This window comes from Xanthomonas sp. LMG 8993 (genome assembly GCF_009835065.2).
GTDB classification, from domain to species: Bacteria; Pseudomonadota; Gammaproteobacteria; order Xanthomonadales; family Xanthomonadaceae; genus Xanthomonas; species Xanthomonas arboricola.
Map to the genome: position 1 here is coordinate 579,568 of NZ_QVIF02000002.1, position 14,374 is coordinate 593,941.

Genomic DNA, 14,374 nt, shown 5'->3' on the forward strand with positions numbered 1-14,374 from the left:
GGCATTATCGCTTGCGCACGGTGACGAAACATACAGTGCCGCTCGCAACGCGTTAGAACATCGCCTGCGCGATGACGCGATCGCTCAGCGCGCCAGGCCCTGCGCGACAGTAGCCAGCCACTTCTCGATGCCTTTGCGGTCGCGCGCGCGCAGCAGCTTGTCGCCCTGCACGCGCAACTCGCCCAGGTGGATGTCGCGCACCGCACGGCGCACTTCCAGCAGCGTGGCCGGATGCAGGCTGAACTCGGTGAGCCCCAGCGCCAGCAGCATCGGCACGAAGCGCGGGTCGCCCGCGATCTCGCCGCACACCGCCACCGGCTTGGCGTAGGCGCGCCCGGTGGCGATCACCTGCGCGATCAGGCGCAGCACCGCCGGATGCAACGGCGAATACAGCTCGCCCAATGCCTCGTTGTTGCGATCCACCGCCAGCAGGTACTGCACCAGATCGTTGGTACCGATCGACAGGAAATCGATGTCGTCGATAAAGCAGTCCAGCGCCAGGGCCGCAGCCGGCACTTCGATCATCGCGCCCAGCGGAATGTGCTCGGCGATCTCGTGGCCTTGTTCGCGCAATTGCGCGGCCAGCTTCTTGATCTGCCGGCGCAGCAACTGGACCTCCTCGCGGCCGCTGACCATCGGCACCAGGATGCGCACCGGTCCGTAGCCGGAGGCGCGCAGGATCGCGCGCAACTGCGCCTGCGCCACCGCAGGGCGGGCCAGCGACAACCGCACCCCGCGCAAGCCCAGCGCCGGGTTGTCCTCATCGCTCAAGGTCAGGCCGGTGCGGTCGGCCTTGTCGGCGCCCAGATCCAGGGTGCGGATGGTGACCGGTCGCCCGCTCATGCCCAGCACGGTGTCGCGATAGGTGTGGAACTGTTCTTCTTCGTCCGGCAACTCGCTGCGCTGCAGGAACAGGAACTCGGTGCGATACAGGCCAAGGCCGCTGGCGCCGAGCGCGTGCGCCCTGGCCACGTCCTCCAGCGATTCGGCATTGGCCAGCAGCGTGATATCGACGTTGTCGCGTGTGCGCGTGGGTTTGGAGCGCAGTCGTCCCAGTTCGCGCTGTTCCTTGGCCAGCGCGCGCAGGCGCTCGCGGTAGTCGCGCAGATGCTCGGGCTTGGGGTCGACGATCACCTGGCCGGAGCCGGCATCGACGATCAATACGTCGCCATCGTCGATCCGCTGGACCGCATCGCTCACCCCCACCACCAGCGGCAGGTGCAGGCTGCGCGCCAGGATCGCGCTGTGCGACAGCGCGCTGCCGGCGGTGGTGACGATGCCGACCACCCCTTGCGCCTGCAGCTGCGCCAGCTCCGACGGCGCCACGTTGTCGCAGACCAGGATCTCGCCGGCCACGCCCTTGAGGTCGGGCGCGCGCTTGTGCAAGAACGCATGGATGCGGCCGATGACGTGATCCAGGTCGTCCATGCGGCTCTTGAGGTAGGCGTCCTCCATGCCGTCGAACACCGCCGCCAACCGGTCGCGCTGCACGCGCAAGGCGTAGTCGGCGCTGTAGCGGTGGGTGCGGATCAACTCGTCCAGGCCTTGCAACAGCTCCGGGTCGTCGAGCAGCAGCGCATGCAGTTCGAGGAACTCGCCAACCTCGCGCGCAAGCGCGCCATGCAGGCGGTCGCGCAGCTGCTGCATCTCGGTGCGTGCTGCCTCGATCGCCACGTGCAGACGCTGCAGCTGGGTTTCCACCTGGCTGGCGGGCACGCGTTGCTCGGCCACTTCCAGCGTGTGGCTCTGGCGCACGCGCGCGCGTCCGAGTGCGTTGCCGCGCGAGGCGGCATGTCCACGCAAACGCAGGCTCATGTGCGGCCCTGGCGCGGACGCGCCCTGTCGGTCAGCCCCGCACCGACGCGGCGCATGCTCAGCTGTCCTCGTCGAAACGACGCTCGAACAGGTCCACCAGCGCCTGCAGCGCTTGCGCTTCGTCCTCGCCATCCAGCCGCACCACCACGCTGGTGCCCTGGCCGGCGGCCAGCAGCATCACGCCCATGATGCTCTTGGCATTCACCTCGCGGCCCTTGGCCGCCAGGGTGGCGTTGCTGCGATAGGACGACAGCGTCTGCACCAGCTTGGCGGTTGCCCGCGCATGCAGTCCGAGTCGGTTGGAAACTATGAGTTCGCGTTCAAGCATCGTCGATGATCGCTCCGTTGCGGGTGCCTGCCGCCGCGGTGGCGGGCAGCTCCTGCAATCCTTGTTCGGGGTAGTTCATCACCCGCAGCAGCATCGGCAGGCTGAGCGCGGACACCCGGCGAACCGGCGTGCCGAGCTTTGCCAACCGGCTGGCGAGATTGCTGGGGCTGGCGCCGTACAGGTCGGTCATGACCAGCACGCCGTCGCCGCTGTCGACCCGTCGCATCGCCGACGAGGCCTGGGGCAGCAAGGCGTCCAGGTCTGCATCGAGCGGCACATCGAACGCTTCGGTCTTCAGCGGCAACTGCCGCAACAGCCCCGTCGCCACGTTCAACAACGCCGCGCCGATGCCGGGATGAGTAATGAGGAGAATGCCACAGGCCATGCCGAAACGTTAACAGGTCGGCATGACCGCGCGATAGCGTTTGCCGGCACCGATGTGTTGCGAAATGAATAGCCGTTTAGGACCGCTGCAGCGTGTCGCGTGCAGCGCACGCAGCAAGCGCGCCGCTGCCCGCATGGCAATGATCGCGACGCCCGCAGTCTGCCAATGCGAACCGCATCACAAGCGAACGCTGCAGCGCGCGCTTGCCAGGCAGTCCCCGATCAGAACGCGCCGACAAAATGCACCGATCAAAGTTTTTCCCGCAGACCCACTGCCTGCGCCAGGCCGAACAATCTGCGCCCGCAGCAAGACAGGGAAGCAGCAGTGACAAGGACGGCCTGCAGCTCCAAATGAGCCACCAAGATCAAAGCCTCGACAGCAAGCGCGGGGCAGGGACCCGATGCCGAGGCCAACCCGCAAGGCCAAGCTTCAAAGCACAGCTGTCACCGACCGTTCGCACATTCCAAGCCGCATGACACCGCTTTGACGATTCCCCAATCCCGATTCCCCAATCCCAGCCCTTCAATCCTGCTCACGGTGAAACGTCGCCACCTCCGGCCAGCCCTGCTCGCGCGCATGCCGCGCCATGCGTTCGGCCAGATACACCGAGCGGTGCTTGCCGCCGGTGCAGCCGAAGGCGATGGTCACGTAGCTGCGGGTGTCGTTGCGCAGCCGTGGCAGCCAGGTATCGAGCAGGTCCACGATCTGCGCGCTGTAGCGCACCACGTCCGGTTCCTTGTCCAGATACTCGCGCACGCCGGCATCGCGGCCGGTCAGCGGGCGCAGTTCCGGGTCCCAGTGCGGATTGGGCAGGACGCGCGCATCGAACACGAAGTCGGCCTCGGCCGGCACGCCGCGTTTGTAGGCGAACGATTCGAACAGCAGCGACAGCCGGTCGCTGCTGCCGAGCGCGAACTCGGTGACCACGCGGCGACGCAGCTGGTGCACATTGAGCGCGCTGGTGTCGATGATGGCATCGGCCTGCGTGCGCAGCGGTTCGGTCAACTGCCGCTCGCGGGTGATCGCTTCCGGCAAGGCCAGGCCCAGATGGCTGAGCGGGTGGCGGCGGCGGGTATCGGCGTAGCGCTTGATCAGCGCCTCGTCGCCGGCCTCGAAAAACAGCAGCCGCGCCTCGATGCCGTATTCCTGCGCGGCCTGGCGCCATTGCGCCAGCTGGGTCAGGTCGCTGCGGCTGCGTACATCGATGCCCACCGCCAGGCGCTGGTCGCCGAGCGGATTGCCGCGCAGGCGGCTGCGCACGAAATCCGGCAGCAGCTCCACCGGCAGGTTGTCCGAACAGTAGTAGTCCAGATCCTCGAAGGTCTTCAACGCGACCGATTTGCCCGAGCCGGACAGCCCGCTCACGATCATCAACGTGGAGGGCGCGGTACTCATGGCGTGCGTCGCTCCAGCAGGTTGCTGTGGCGGGCGATGAACATCGCCGCCGGGTCGATGCCCTTGGTGCGCAGGATATGCAGGCGCGTGGCCGCTTCGGTCAGCACCGCCAGATTGCGCCCGGGCATCACCGGCAGGGTGATCAGCGGCACGTCCAGATCCAGCACGTGCCGGCTGCCGGAATCGCCGGTCAGGCGTTCGTAGCCGGACGGGGTGGGCTCGGTCATCGGGCGGGTCAGGTGCACGATCAGGCGCAGGTACTTGTTCTTCTTCACCGCGGTGTCGCCGAACATGTCGCGCACGTTCAATACGCCCAGGCCGCGCACTTCCAGCAGGTCCTGCAGCAGTTCCGGGCAGGTGCCGTCGAGTACGTCGGGGGCGATCTGGGTGAACTCGGGCGCGTCGTCGGCCACCAGCCGGTGACCGCGGCTGAGCAGTTCCAGCGCCAGCTCGCTCTTGCCCGAACCGGCCTCGCCGGTGATCAGCACGCCGATCGAATAGATCTCCATGAACACGCCATGCAGCGTGACCCGCGGCGCCAGCGTGCGCGCCAGGTGGTAGGAGAGGTGATTGAGCAACTCGTGGCCGCGCTTGGGCGAGATCCACAGCGGCGTGTTGGATTCGTCGGCGGCCGCGCGCAGGTCTTCCGGGCAGGACTGGTTCTTGCTGATCGCCAGTGCCAGCGGCTGCACCTGGATGATCTTCTCGATGGTTTCCCAGCGTTGCCGCGCATCCAGCGAGTCCAGCCAGGCCAGCTCTTCGGTGCCCAGGATCTGCACCTTGTTGGGATAGATCACGTTGAGATAGCCGGCCAGCGACGGGCGGCGTGCGTTGTTGCTGCCGGCCTCGATCTCGCGGTGCTCGCCTTTCTGGCCCGCCACCCAGCGCAGCGCCAGCTTGTCGCGTTGCTGGTCGAACAGTTCGCGTGCGGTGATGCTGGTATTCATGCGGCGCTGGCCTGTGCTGGCGGTGCGTCGGTGAGCAGCGCCATCAAGGCGTCGGCATTGGGGGCGGCGCGCAACTGCTGACGGAAGTCCGCGTCGGAAAACCGCTCGGCCAGTTCCGACAGCAGCATCAGATGCTGGTGGGTGTAGTGCGCAGGCACCGCCATCGCAAAGATCAGGTCCACCGGCTCGTCGCCACCGAAGGCCACCGGGGTGTCCAAGCGCAGCAATGCGCCACGCGGCTCGGTGAGGTTGGGGCAGCGCCCGTGCGGGATGGCGATGCCGTGGCCGATGGCGGTGCTGCCCAGGGCCTCGCGTTCGCAAAGGTTGGCGTAGAGCTCGTCGGCACCGGCCTGGCGGCAGGACAGCAGGTCGGCGGCGGCATGCAGGACGGTGTCGCGATCGGCGGCCGGCGACACCACGGTGCGCACGGCCGCCATCAGATCGGTTAAAGGCATGAGGGCATCAAGCGGGAAGCGTCATGCGGGATTGTCGCGCACCTCGCGTGCATGGTGGTTACATTTCTTTTCCTTGTGCTTGAGCACCAGGCGGTCGAGCTTGTCGACCAGCAGGTCGATGGCCGCATACATGCTGGAGCCGCTGGCATCTGCATGCAGGGTGCGACCGGGGAGGTTGACGGTGGCGACCACGTGATGGTCTGGCTTGCGAACGGCCAGCTGGGTTCGGACTTCACAGTGCTGGTCGAAATGGCGCTGCAGTCGCTGCAGCTTGCTTGCCACGTACTCCCGCAGCGCGGGGGTCACTTCAAGCTGGTGGCCATACGTCTCGATACGCATCGGATACCTCCATTGGTCGGTGGGCCAATGAACCTTTCCGGTGCTCCGACTTACCCGGCGCAGGCCGGCGTTGCGGTGGGTGCAACGTCAGGCGATACGGACGCGTTCGTGGGAGGCGGAAATGTTCATGGCCTCACGATACTTCGCAACGGTGCGCCGTGCCACTGGTACGCCGGAAGTTTTCAGCAGATCGGCCAACTTGGCGTCGGACAGCGGTTTGCGCGGGTTTTCCGCCTCGATCAGGCGCCGGATCATGGCCTGGATGGCGGTGCTGGAAGCCTCGCCGCCGCTGTCGGTGTCGATGCCGGAGGCGAAGAACGAGCGCAGCGCGATGGTGCCGCGCGGGGTGCGCACGTATTTGCGCGCGATCGCGCGGGAAATGGTGGATTCGTGCAGGCCGAGCTCGCCGGCGATCTCGCGCAGGGTCAGCGGGCGCAGGGCCTGCGCGCCGAATTCCAGGAACCCGGCCTGGTGCTGCAGCAGGCAGCGCACCACCCGCAGCAGGGTCTCGCCGCGCGCCTCCAGGCTCTTGAGCAACCAGCGCGCCTCCTGCAGCTGGCCGCGCAGGTAGCCGGCGTCGGACTCGCCGCAACTGCGGATCAGGTTCTCGTAGCCGCGGTGGATGGTGACCTTGGGCTGCGCGCGGCCGGCCAGCGAGGCCCGCCACACGCCACGCTGGCGCCAGATCACGCAGTCCGGTACCACGTAGGTGTCCTGCGACAGGTCGCCGATCTGCTTACCCGGGCGCGGGTCCAGCGAGCGCACCAGCTGGACCGCCTGCTCGACATCGGCGGTGGAGCGCTTGAGTTCGTGCGCCAGGCCGGCCACGCCGCTGCGCGGCAGGCGCTCCAGCGGGCCGGCGACGATCTGCAGCGCCAGCTCGCGCCCCGGAGTGGCCGGGTCGAGCACCGCCAGCTGCAGTGCCAGGCATTCGCCCAGCGTGCGCGCACCCACGCCGACCGGGTCGAAGCGCTGGATCTGGTGCAGCACGGTCAGCACTTCGGCCTCGTCCACCGCCGCACCGAGCGCCAGCGTTTCCAGAATCGCCGACAGCGGCTCGCGCAGGTAGCCGTCCTCATCCAGCGCATCGATCAGCAGCGCGCCGATCTGGCGGTCGCGCGGCGACAGCGGGGACAGGTGCAGCTGCCACAGCAGGTGGTCGGCCAGGGTTTCTGATTCGGCTACGCGCTCGGCCGCATCGCCGGACTCGTCGTCGTCGAAGCTGCCGCCGCTGCCCGACCCGGTCCACTGCAGTTCGTCCTGTGACCAGTCGTCATCGCGCTCGGCCGGTGCCGGTTCCTCACGCGGGGTGTCGTCGGTGGAGGCGGCCGACGACGCGTCCACCGGCAGCTCGTTGGCCGCATGCGCGGCCTCGTCGGCCCATTCCAGCAGCGGATTGGTCTCCACCGCTTCGGCGATTTCCAGTTCCAGCTCGGTGGTGGACATCTGCAATAGCTTGATCGCCTGACGCAACTGCGGCGTCATGACCAACTGCTGTCCTAGCGATGTCTGGAGCCGGGCTTTCATGCGGGCACTGACTGGAAGAATCGATGGCGCGGCGACGCGCTCAAAGGCGGAAAGTTTCCCCCAGATACACGCGACGGACGTCGGGATTGGCTAGCAGCGCATCTGGTGCCCCCTGCGCCAGCACGCCCCCCTCGGCGAGAATATACGCGCGGTCGCAGATTCCCAAGGTTTCGCGCACGTTGTGATCGGTGATCAGCACGCCGATGCCGCGTTCCTTGAGGTGGATGATGATGCGCTGGATCTCGCCGACCGAAATCGGATCGACACCGGCAAAGGGTTCGTCGAGCAGCATCATGCGCGGCTTGGCCGCCAGCGCCCGCGCGATCTCGCAGCGCCGCCGCTCGCCGCCGGACAGGCTGGCGCCGAGCTGGTCGGCCACATGGGTGATCTGCAGTTCTTCCAGCAGCGAGATCAGTTCCTTCTCGCGGCCGGCGCCATCCAGCTCTTCGCGCAGCTCCAGCACCAGGCGGATGTTGTCGGCCACGGTGAGCTTGCGGAAGATCGACGGCTCCTGCGGCAGATAGCCGACACCGAGCTTGGCGCGGGCGTACATCGGTTCGGCGGTGAGGTCGCGGCCGTCCAGCTCGATACGCCCGGCATCGGCCTCGACCAGGCCGACGATCATGTAGAAGCAGGTGGTCTTGCCGGCACCGTTGGGGCCGAGCAGGCCGACCACCTCGCCGGCCTCGAGCGTGAGGCCGAATTCCTTGACCACTTCGCGTTGCTTGTACTTCTTGCGCAGACCGGTGGCGACCAGCATTACTTCTTCCCCTGCGGCTTGGCCGCGGGCTTGGCGGCCGGCGTCGCCGCAGGCGCTGCTGCGGCCGGCGCTGCGGTCTTGGGCTGGATGATCGTGCGCACGCGGCTGCCGTCGCCGCCGCTCTGCATATTGCCGGTCTTGGTGTTGTAGACCATGCGCTGGCCGGCGTTGGTGCCCTTGGGCGAGTCGACCTTGTAGTTGCCGGTCAGCACGATGACTTCGTTGGCGACCTGGTACTCGATGTTGTCGGCCTGGCCATTCATCATCGCGCCATCGTCCATCTGCTGCTTCAGCGTGGCCTGCTTGCCGGTCAGCACGACGCGGTCGGTCTGGCCGTTCTTCTGGAAGATGTCGGCGGTGTCGGCGTGGATTTCCAGCGTGCCCTGGGTGATCACCACATTGCCGCTGAAGCGGCACTTGCCGCTGTCGTCGAGCATGTTGCAATCGTTGGCATTGGAGTCGATCGCCATCGGCTGATTGCGGTCGCTGGTCTTGGCCATCGCAAGGGCGGGCAGCAGCAGCGCGGCAAACGCCAGTTTAGCGGGCAGCATTCGGTTCATAGCGGGTCTTGACCTGGGAAAGGAGCTTGTACTGGCGTGATTTGAGATCGGCCTCGAAGCCGACCCCGCTCTGCATGATACCCGGCCGGCTCATGCTCACCGGGGCCGCGGTCTTGGCGAGGTTCTGCTTCGGGAACACGTCCAGGCTCTGGGTGCGGAAGGTGGTCGGCGGGGTCGCGCCGCCGGTGGGGCTGTCGCCCTCGACATCGCCGCGCAGGCGCAGCTCGTCGCCCGTGGGGCTGATCCAGCCGGTCTTGGAGCGCAGCGTCCACGGTTGATTGGTGTTGTCAGGCAGCAGGAACACCGGGGTGGTGACCTCGGAAGTGCGATCGGCGCGGTTGCGATGCATCTCCGGCGCGCGCAGCGTCATCGATTCCTTGCCGGTTTCCTTGTCCAGCGCAATCAGTTCGAAATCGCGCAGCACGTAGTCGGCGCGCGCATCGTCCGTCGCTGCGGCGACGGGGCGCGCGCGCTGCTGCCACGCCGACCAGCCGGAGATCACCGCAGCGGCAAACAGCGCCACGCCCAGGGTGGTGCGCCAGTTCCAGCTCATGCGGAGAACCTTTCGATGATGCCCTCGACCTGACCCTGCGCGGCCAGCACCACATCGCAGACCTCGCGCGCGGCGCCTTCGCCGCCGCGTGCCTGGGTATGCCACTGCACGCGCTCGGCGATCCACGGGTGCGCATTGGCCGGTGCCACCGGCAGGCCGACCGCCAGCAGGGCCGGCAGGTCCGGCAGGTCGTCGCCCATGAACAACACCTGGTCCAGCGACAGGCCATGCTCCTGGCACAGGGCCAGCACTGCCAGGCGCTTGTTCTTGACCCCGATCTGCATGTGCAGGCCCAGATCCTGGCCGCGCTTTTCCGCCGACAGGCTGGCGCGCGCAGTGATCAGCGCGACATGGATGCCGGCATGGTCGAGCTGCTTGAGCCCCTGACCGTCGAGCACATTGAACGACTTGCTCTCGTTACCGGCATGGTCGTAATAAAGACGGCCGTCGGTCAGGGTGCCGTCGACGTCGAAACAGGCCAGGCGGATACGCGCAGCGCGGTCGGTGATGTCGGCGGGCAGGTGTTGCAGAGGGGAATAGGGCATCGGCACGAATCGGTGAGGACGGGGTTCCAACGGTAGAAAACTGAACCTGTTAAACCACTTTGGCGCGCAACAGGTCGTGAATGTTCAATGCGCCCACCGCGCGCTGCTGCGCGTCGACCACGATCAAACCGTTGATCTTGTAATCCTCCATCAGCCGTGCGGCTTCGGCGGCCAGCTGGTCTGCGCCGATGGTGCGCGGGTTGCGCGTCATCACCTGGGCAATGCCGGCGCTGCGCACGTCGATGTCGCTGTCCAGCGCACGGCGCAGGTCGCCGTCGGTGAACAGGCCGATCAGGCGCCCGTCCGCGTCCACCACGGCAGTCATGCCCAGCCGCTTGCGGCTCATTTCCATCAGCGCCTCGCTCAGGCTGGCGTCCTCGCGCACGCGCGGCAGGTCATCGCCGCTGTGCATCACGTCGGTGATGTGCAGCAGCAGGCGCCGGCCCAGGCTGCCGGCCGGGTGCGAGCGCGCAAAATCGTCGGCGGTGAAGCCGCGCGCGTCCAGCAGCGCCACGGCCAGCGCGTCGCCCATCGCCAGCGAGGCGGTGGTGCTGGAGGTGGGCGCCAGATGCAGCGGGCAGGCTTCGGCCGACACGCTCACGTCCAGGTGCACGTCGGCGGCCTGCGCCAGCGAGGAGTTCGGGCGCCCGGTCATGGCGATGATCGGGTTGCCCTGGCGCTTGAGCACCGGCAGCAGCATGCGCACCTCGTCCGATTCGCCGGAATAGGACAGCGCCAGCACGATGTCGGCCTCGGTGATCATGCCCAGGTCGCCGTGCCCGGCCTCGCCCGGATGCACGAAGAACGCCGGCGTGCCGGTGGAGGCCAGGGTGGCGGCGATCTTGCGCGCGATATGCCCGGACTTGCCCATGCCGGTGGCCACCACGCGCCCGCGCGAGGCCAGCACCAGCCGGCAGGCCGCGGCGAAGTCGCTGCCGATCCGCGCGCCCACGCTGGCCAGCGCCTCGCGCTCGATCTCGAGCACGCGCTGGCCGCTGGCGACCAGGCTGGCGTCGCTGACGGTGGCGGAGGGCAGGTGCGAGACGGCCATGCGGGACTCGGGTGAAGAGTAGAATGTGCGCTCATTTTATGAGGAAACGCCCTTTGGACGCCGAAACCATCCGTAAACTCATCGAATCCGGCTTGCCCGAAGCCCGCGTCGACGTGCACGGCGACGACGGCGTGCACTTCGAGGCGACCGTGATCAGCCCCGCATTCGCCGGCAAGGCCCCATTGGCGCGCCACCGCATGGTCTACGCGACCCTGGGCGAACTGATGGGCGGCGCGATCCACGCGCTGCAGCTCAAGACGCTGACGCCCGACGAAGGCTGAGCGTCAGCCGGGTCCTGGCCGGTCGGGCTGCGCCTGCGCCCCGACTGCCAGCGGCCCGGCCGGCTCCTGGCGACGCTTCCCATTCCCCCGACATCCCTTTTCGGATTCCCCAAGCTCCCATGGCAAAAATCGTAGTGACCGGCGGCCAAGCGCTGCACGGTGAGGTCAATATTTCCGGCGCCAAGAACGCGGTGCTGCCGATCCTGTGTGCGACCCTGCTGGCCGATGCGCCGGTGGAGATCAGCAACGTGCCGCATCTGCACGATGTGATCACCACGGTGAAACTGCTCAGCGAACTGGGCGCCGAGGTCACCATCGACGAAGGCACGCTGGCCAAGGGCCGCTCGATCCTGGTCGACCCGCGCTCGGTCACCCACCAGGTCGCGCCGTATGAGCTGGTCAAGACCATGCGCGCTTCGATCCTGGTGCTCGGCCCGCTGCTGGCGCGCTACGGCACCGCCGAGGTGTCGCTGCCCGGCGGCTGCGCGATCGGCTCACGCCCGGTCGATCAGCACATCAAGGGCCTGCAGGCGCTGGGTGCGGAGATCAGCGTGGAGAACGGCTACATCAAGGCCACCAGCAACGGGCGCCTGAAGGGCGGCCGCTACGTGTTCGATATGGTCAGCGTCACCGGCACCGAGAACGTGCTGATGGCCGCCGTGCTGGCCGAAGGCACCACCGTGCTGGAAAATGCGGCGATGGAGCCGGAAGTCACCGACTTGGCCGACTGCCTGATCGCACTCGGTGCGCAGATCGAAGGCGCCGGTACGCCGCGCATCGTGGTGCAGGGCGTGGAGCGCCTGGGCGGCGGACACCATGCGGTGCTGCCGGATCGCATCGAGACCGGCACCTTCCTGGTCGCCGCGGCGATGACCGGCGGCAGCGTCACCGTGCGCCGCGCCCGTCCGGACACCCTGGACGCGGTGCTGGACAAGCTCACCGAAGCCGGTGCCAGCATCACCACCACTGCCGACAGCATCACGCTGGACATGCACGGCAAGCGCCCGCGTGCGGTCAACCTGACCACTGCGCCGTATCCGGCGTTCCCCACCGACATGCAGGCGCAATTCATGGCGCTCAACTGCGTGGCCGACGGGGTGGGCGTGATCAACGAAACCATCTTCGAAAACCGCTTCATGCACGTCAACGAACTGCTGCGCCTGGGCGCGGATATCCAGGTCGAAGGCCATACCGCGATCGTGCGCGGCACCGAGCGCCTCAGCGGCGCGCCGGTGATGGCGACCGACCTGCGCGCGTCGGCATCGTTGATCCTGGCCGGCCTGGTCGCCGACGGCGACACCACCATCGATCGCATCTACCACCTGGACCGTGGCTACGAAAACATCGAGGAGAAGCTGGGGGCGCTGGGCGCGACCATCCGGCGCATCGCATGATCCTGCGCGGGCGCTTCACCACCCGGCGCAAGATCCTGCTCGGCGTGATCGTGCTGATCCTGGCGTGGCTGGCCTATGCCTGGTCGGTGGGCATGGCGATCACCCAGGGCGTCGAGTTCAAGGACATGGACTGGAACAACGACGGAACTGCCAGCCGCGACGAGATCGCGCAGTCGTTCTATGCAGTGGCGGTCAAGAAGACCGTCGAAGGCAAGCGCCATTGCGACCTGTTCTACTGGCGCAGCACCGGCGAGCAGATCCGCGTGGACTGCCGCACGGTGTTCTCCAGCGGCAACGACAAGGCGGCGGCCAAGTCCTGAGTCGAGCGTTTCTGCGTGCTGCGCAGCGTCCGCCGCACGCCGATCGGAAGGAAGAAGCCCGGCTCGCAGCCGGGCTCTTCATCGCTGTGGGAGGCAGGATGCCGGGAGAGCAAGTCCCATGCCCTGGTAGGAGCGTGCCCGCGCGCGACGGGGCGTTACCGATAAAGCCCCGTCGCGCGCAGGCACGCTCCTACCAGGCGTGCCTGGCGCTTAGCGCAGGCCCTTGATGGTCAGATCCAGCGCGTCCTGGCCTTTTTCCTTCTGCAGCAGGCGCGCCGGCACCGGCAGGTCCTTGACCACCCAGGCGATCAATTCCTTGTCGCCGTCGACGCGCGACACCTTGGTCGCCTGTTCCTGCTTACCGTTGACGGTGATGGTTTCCTTGCCGACCACCTTGTAGCTCATCGGCTTGATGCGGCCTTCGTCGACCATGCGGTAGTTCAGCGGCTTGCCGGCGGCCAGGTCGCGGGTAATGGCCAGGTTGATCAGCAGCGCATCCATGTCGCCGGGCTGCAACTTCACCGGGCCACGACGGTCCGGCTTGATGTCGCCGCCCCAGGTCGCCTGGCTGGTTTTCCAGTCGTAGTTGGCGGTGACGTTGCGGCGCTTGACCATCATCGACGAGGTGTCGTTGCTGCTGACCGGACGCAGTTGTCCGTTGCTCTCTTCGAACACCGTGCTCTGGGTCAGGTTGGCCAGCTGGTTCTGGATGGTGAGCGTATAGCGCCACTGATTGGCGCCGGCGGCGGCCAGGGTCATGGTGCCGTTGGCCTGCATGCCCATGTAGTTGGCCGAATAATCGGCCTGGAACGGCTGCATGGCGAACGCGGGCAGGCTGGCCACGGCCAGTGCGGCGGCGGCGATCAGCGAACAGGTGCGGGAAACAGTGTGCATGGGTCAGGCTCCTTGGTATTCGACCAGGCGTAGATCGACCTGATCCTCACCTTTGTCACGTTGCAGGATGCGCACCGGCGTGGGAACGCCGTTGGCGATCCAGAGGATGGTTTCGTTGTCGCCGCTGTTGACGCGGTACACGCGCAACGCGTCGTAGCTCAGGTCGCCGACCTGTACCACTTCGGTGGCATCGGCGACCTTGTAGTCGTACTTGCGCACCCGGCCGACATCGACGTAGCGATAGCTCAGGCTGCGTCCGGGTTGCGCGTCGCGCATCAGCGACAGGTTCAGCGACAGCGCGCTCTGGTCGCCGCGCTGCAGGGGAATCGCCTGCTGGCGCTCCTTCTTCAAATCGCCGTCCCACTGGGCGCTGGCGGTCTGCCAGTTGTAGACGCCGGTGACCTTCTTGCCGAAGAACATTGCCTTGCGCACCGTGCTCTGGCTCAACGGCACATAGGTGTCGCCATCGACACGGAAGACCGTGCTCTGTTCCAGATTGAGTCCCAGGATGCTGGCAAAGCCCTTGCGGCCGCGCACCGACATGTCGATACGCCACTGGCTGCCTTCGCCGTTGCTGACCTGCATGGTGGCATCGCCGGCTTCCTTGCCGCGGTAGAACGCCTGGTAGGTGGCCACGAAGGGTTGCAGTGGCGGCGGCGTCCAGGTGCTGGCAGGCAGGGCCGCTGCAGAGGCCGGCGCCGCAGCTGGAGCAGGGGCCGCTGGCGCAGGCACGGCAGGCGCCTGTTGCGCACGGCCGGCACCGGCCGGGGCGAGCAGGGCAGTGGTCAACAGCGCGGTCGCGATCGGGAGGAGTTTCATGCGCTG

18 protein-coding genes are annotated in these 14,374 nt (G+C 67.2%); 3 read left to right on the top strand and 15 right to left on the bottom strand.

Annotated elements, in window-relative coordinates:
• Positions 1-84: 84 nt before the first annotated feature.
• From ptsP to DYQ94_RS05625, 13 genes are all read right to left on the bottom strand, one after another.
• A complete protein-coding gene (ptsP, locus tag DYQ94_RS05565; RefSeq protein WP_054591463.1) occupies positions 85-1,815 on the bottom strand; it encodes a phosphoenolpyruvate--protein phosphotransferase in 1,731 nt (576 codons plus the stop codon).
• Positions 1,816-1,873: 58 nt separating this feature from the next.
• Complete coding sequence (locus tag DYQ94_RS05570) at positions 1,874-2,143, bottom strand: HPr family phosphocarrier protein (RefSeq protein WP_016904613.1); 270 nt, start codon at positions 2,141-2,143, stop codon at positions 1,874-1,876.
• Positions 2,136-2,528 (bottom strand): PTS sugar transporter subunit IIA, encoded by a 393-nt coding sequence (locus tag DYQ94_RS05575; protein ID WP_016904612.1) that lies wholly within the window; start codon positions 2,526-2,528, stop codon positions 2,136-2,138. The genes DYQ94_RS05570 and DYQ94_RS05575 overlap by 8 nt, the downstream gene beginning before the upstream one ends.
• Before the next feature lie 522 nt (positions 2,529-3,050).
• Entirely contained in the window at positions 3,051-3,923 is an 873-nt protein-coding gene (gene rapZ / locus DYQ94_RS05580) for an RNase adapter RapZ (protein ID WP_024938736.1), read from the bottom strand.
• Entirely contained in the window at positions 3,920-4,870 is a 951-nt protein-coding gene (gene hprK / locus DYQ94_RS05585) for an HPr(Ser) kinase/phosphatase (protein WP_016904610.1), read from the bottom strand. Before hprK ends, rapZ begins: the two co-directional genes overlap by 4 nt.
• Complete coding sequence (locus DYQ94_RS05590; RefSeq protein ID WP_026064839.1) at positions 4,867-5,325, bottom strand: PTS sugar transporter subunit IIA; 459 nt, start codon at positions 5,323-5,325, stop codon at positions 4,867-4,869. Before DYQ94_RS05590 ends, hprK begins: the two co-directional genes overlap by 4 nt.
• Positions 5,326-5,346: 21 nt before the next feature.
• Positions 5,347-5,664 carry a ribosome hibernation-promoting factor, HPF/YfiA family gene (gene hpf, locus DYQ94_RS05595; RefSeq protein WP_016904608.1) on the bottom strand — a complete coding sequence of 106 codons (318 nt, stop codon included), beginning with the start codon at positions 5,662-5,664 and terminating at the stop codon, positions 5,347-5,349.
• 87 nt (positions 5,665-5,751) lie between these two features.
• Positions 5,752-7,191 carry an RNA polymerase factor sigma-54 gene (locus DYQ94_RS05600; RefSeq protein ID WP_039519777.1) on the bottom strand — a complete coding sequence of 480 codons (1,440 nt, stop codon included), beginning with the start codon at positions 7,189-7,191 and terminating at the stop codon, positions 5,752-5,754.
• Between the two features lie 40 nt (positions 7,192-7,231).
• Positions 7,232-7,951: an LPS export ABC transporter ATP-binding protein gene (gene lptB / locus DYQ94_RS05605; RefSeq protein WP_126965860.1), complete on the bottom strand. Its 720-nt coding sequence runs from the start codon at positions 7,949-7,951 to the stop codon at positions 7,232-7,234.
• Positions 7,951-8,511 carry a lipopolysaccharide transport periplasmic protein LptA gene (lptA, locus tag DYQ94_RS05610; RefSeq protein WP_102251576.1) on the bottom strand — a complete coding sequence of 187 codons (561 nt, stop codon included), beginning with the start codon at positions 8,509-8,511 and terminating at the stop codon, positions 7,951-7,953. The genes lptB and lptA overlap by 1 nt, the downstream gene beginning before the upstream one ends.
• A complete protein-coding gene (gene lptC / locus DYQ94_RS05615; RefSeq protein WP_039526175.1) occupies positions 8,489-9,064 on the bottom strand; it encodes an LPS export ABC transporter periplasmic protein LptC in 576 nt (191 codons plus the stop codon). The genes lptA and lptC overlap by 23 nt, the downstream gene beginning before the upstream one ends.
• Positions 9,061-9,609, bottom strand: coding sequence for a KdsC family phosphatase (locus DYQ94_RS05620; RefSeq protein WP_160954517.1), 549 nt, complete (start codon positions 9,607-9,609; stop codon positions 9,061-9,063). The genes lptC and DYQ94_RS05620 overlap by 4 nt, the downstream gene beginning before the upstream one ends.
• A gap of 49 nt (positions 9,610-9,658) precedes the next feature.
• Positions 9,659-10,660, bottom strand: coding sequence for a KpsF/GutQ family sugar-phosphate isomerase (locus tag DYQ94_RS05625; protein WP_024938742.1), 1,002 nt, complete (start codon positions 10,658-10,660; stop codon positions 9,659-9,661).
• 53 nt (positions 10,661-10,713) lie between these two features.
• On the opposite strand from DYQ94_RS05625, the gene DYQ94_RS05630 reads away from it, so the two are divergent.
• The 3 genes from DYQ94_RS05630 to DYQ94_RS05640 all read left to right on the top strand — a co-directional run bounded on the left by DYQ94_RS05630 (position 10,714) and on the right by DYQ94_RS05640 (position 12,655).
• On the top strand, positions 10,714-10,941 hold the full coding sequence (locus DYQ94_RS05630) for a BolA family protein (protein ID WP_016905061.1): 228 nt from the start codon (positions 10,714-10,716) through the stop codon (positions 10,939-10,941).
• A 119-nt stretch (positions 10,942-11,060) separates the two neighbouring features.
• Positions 11,061-12,335 (top strand): UDP-N-acetylglucosamine 1-carboxyvinyltransferase, encoded by a 1,275-nt coding sequence (gene murA, locus DYQ94_RS05635; protein WP_039526178.1) that lies wholly within the window; start codon positions 11,061-11,063, stop codon positions 12,333-12,335.
• Complete coding sequence (locus tag DYQ94_RS05640) at positions 12,332-12,655, top strand: EF-hand domain-containing protein (RefSeq protein ID WP_126965861.1); 324 nt, start codon at positions 12,332-12,334, stop codon at positions 12,653-12,655. The genes murA and DYQ94_RS05640 overlap by 4 nt, the downstream gene beginning before the upstream one ends.
• A 210-nt stretch (positions 12,656-12,865) precedes the next feature.
• Here the strand turns inward: DYQ94_RS05640 and DYQ94_RS05645 are convergent, their stop codons facing one another.
• Both DYQ94_RS05645 and DYQ94_RS05650 read right to left on the bottom strand, forming a co-directional pair.
• Complete coding sequence (locus DYQ94_RS05645; RefSeq protein ID WP_016904621.1) at positions 12,866-13,549, bottom strand: DUF3108 domain-containing protein; 684 nt, start codon at positions 13,547-13,549, stop codon at positions 12,866-12,868.
• Positions 13,550-13,552: 3 nt separating this feature from the next.
• Positions 13,553-14,368 carry a DUF3108 domain-containing protein gene (locus DYQ94_RS05650; RefSeq protein ID WP_126965862.1) on the bottom strand — a complete coding sequence of 272 codons (816 nt, stop codon included), beginning with the start codon at positions 14,366-14,368 and terminating at the stop codon, positions 13,553-13,555.
• Positions 14,369-14,374 lie beyond the last annotated feature (6 nt).

What these genes read in the sequence shown, in the direction of transcription:
- ptsP (WP_054591463.1), bottom strand. Translation starts at nt 1,815, where the DNA reads ATGAGCCTGCGTTTGCGTGGACATGCCGCCTCGCGCGGCAACGCACTC.
- DYQ94_RS05570 (WP_016904613.1), bottom strand. Translation starts at nt 2,143, where the DNA reads ATGCTTGAACGCGAACTCATAGTTTCCAACCGACTCGGACTGCATGCG.
- DYQ94_RS05575 (WP_016904612.1), bottom strand. Translation starts at nt 2,528, where the DNA reads ATGGCCTGTGGCATTCTCCTCATTACTCATCCCGGCATCGGCGCGGCG.
- rapZ (WP_024938736.1), bottom strand. Translation starts at nt 3,923, where the DNA reads ATGAGTACCGCGCCCTCCACGTTGATGATCGTGAGCGGGCTGTCCGGC.
- hprK (WP_016904610.1), bottom strand. Translation starts at nt 4,870, where the DNA reads ATGAATACCAGCATCACCGCACGCGAACTGTTCGACCAGCAACGCGAC.
- DYQ94_RS05590 (WP_026064839.1), bottom strand. Translation starts at nt 5,325, where the DNA reads ATGCCTTTAACCGATCTGATGGCGGCCGTGCGCACCGTGGTGTCGCCG.
- hpf (WP_016904608.1), bottom strand. Translation starts at nt 5,664, where the DNA reads ATGCGTATCGAGACGTATGGCCACCAGCTTGAAGTGACCCCCGCGCTG.
- DYQ94_RS05600 (WP_039519777.1), bottom strand. Translation starts at nt 7,191, where the DNA reads ATGAAAGCCCGGCTCCAGACATCGCTAGGACAGCAGTTGGTCATGACG.
- lptB (WP_126965860.1), bottom strand. Translation starts at nt 7,951, where the DNA reads ATGCTGGTCGCCACCGGTCTGCGCAAGAAGTACAAGCAACGCGAAGTG.
- lptA (WP_102251576.1), bottom strand. Translation starts at nt 8,511, where the DNA reads ATGAACCGAATGCTGCCCGCTAAACTGGCGTTTGCCGCGCTGCTGCTG.
- lptC (WP_039526175.1), bottom strand. Translation starts at nt 9,064, where the DNA reads ATGAGCTGGAACTGGCGCACCACCCTGGGCGTGGCGCTGTTTGCCGCT.
- DYQ94_RS05620 (WP_160954517.1), bottom strand. Translation starts at nt 9,609, where the DNA reads ATGCCCTATTCCCCTCTGCAACACCTGCCCGCCGACATCACCGACCGC.
- DYQ94_RS05625 (WP_024938742.1), bottom strand. Translation starts at nt 10,660, where the DNA reads ATGGCCGTCTCGCACCTGCCCTCCGCCACCGTCAGCGACGCCAGCCTG.
- murA (WP_039526178.1), top strand. Translation starts at nt 11,061, where the DNA reads ATGGCAAAAATCGTAGTGACCGGCGGCCAAGCGCTGCACGGTGAGGTC.
- DYQ94_RS05640 (WP_126965861.1), top strand. Translation starts at nt 12,332, where the DNA reads ATGATCCTGCGCGGGCGCTTCACCACCCGGCGCAAGATCCTGCTCGGC.
- DYQ94_RS05645 (WP_016904621.1), bottom strand. Translation starts at nt 13,549, where the DNA reads ATGCACACTGTTTCCCGCACCTGTTCGCTGATCGCCGCCGCCGCACTG.
- DYQ94_RS05650 (WP_126965862.1), bottom strand. Translation starts at nt 14,368, where the DNA reads ATGAAACTCCTCCCGATCGCGACCGCGCTGTTGACCACTGCCCTGCTC.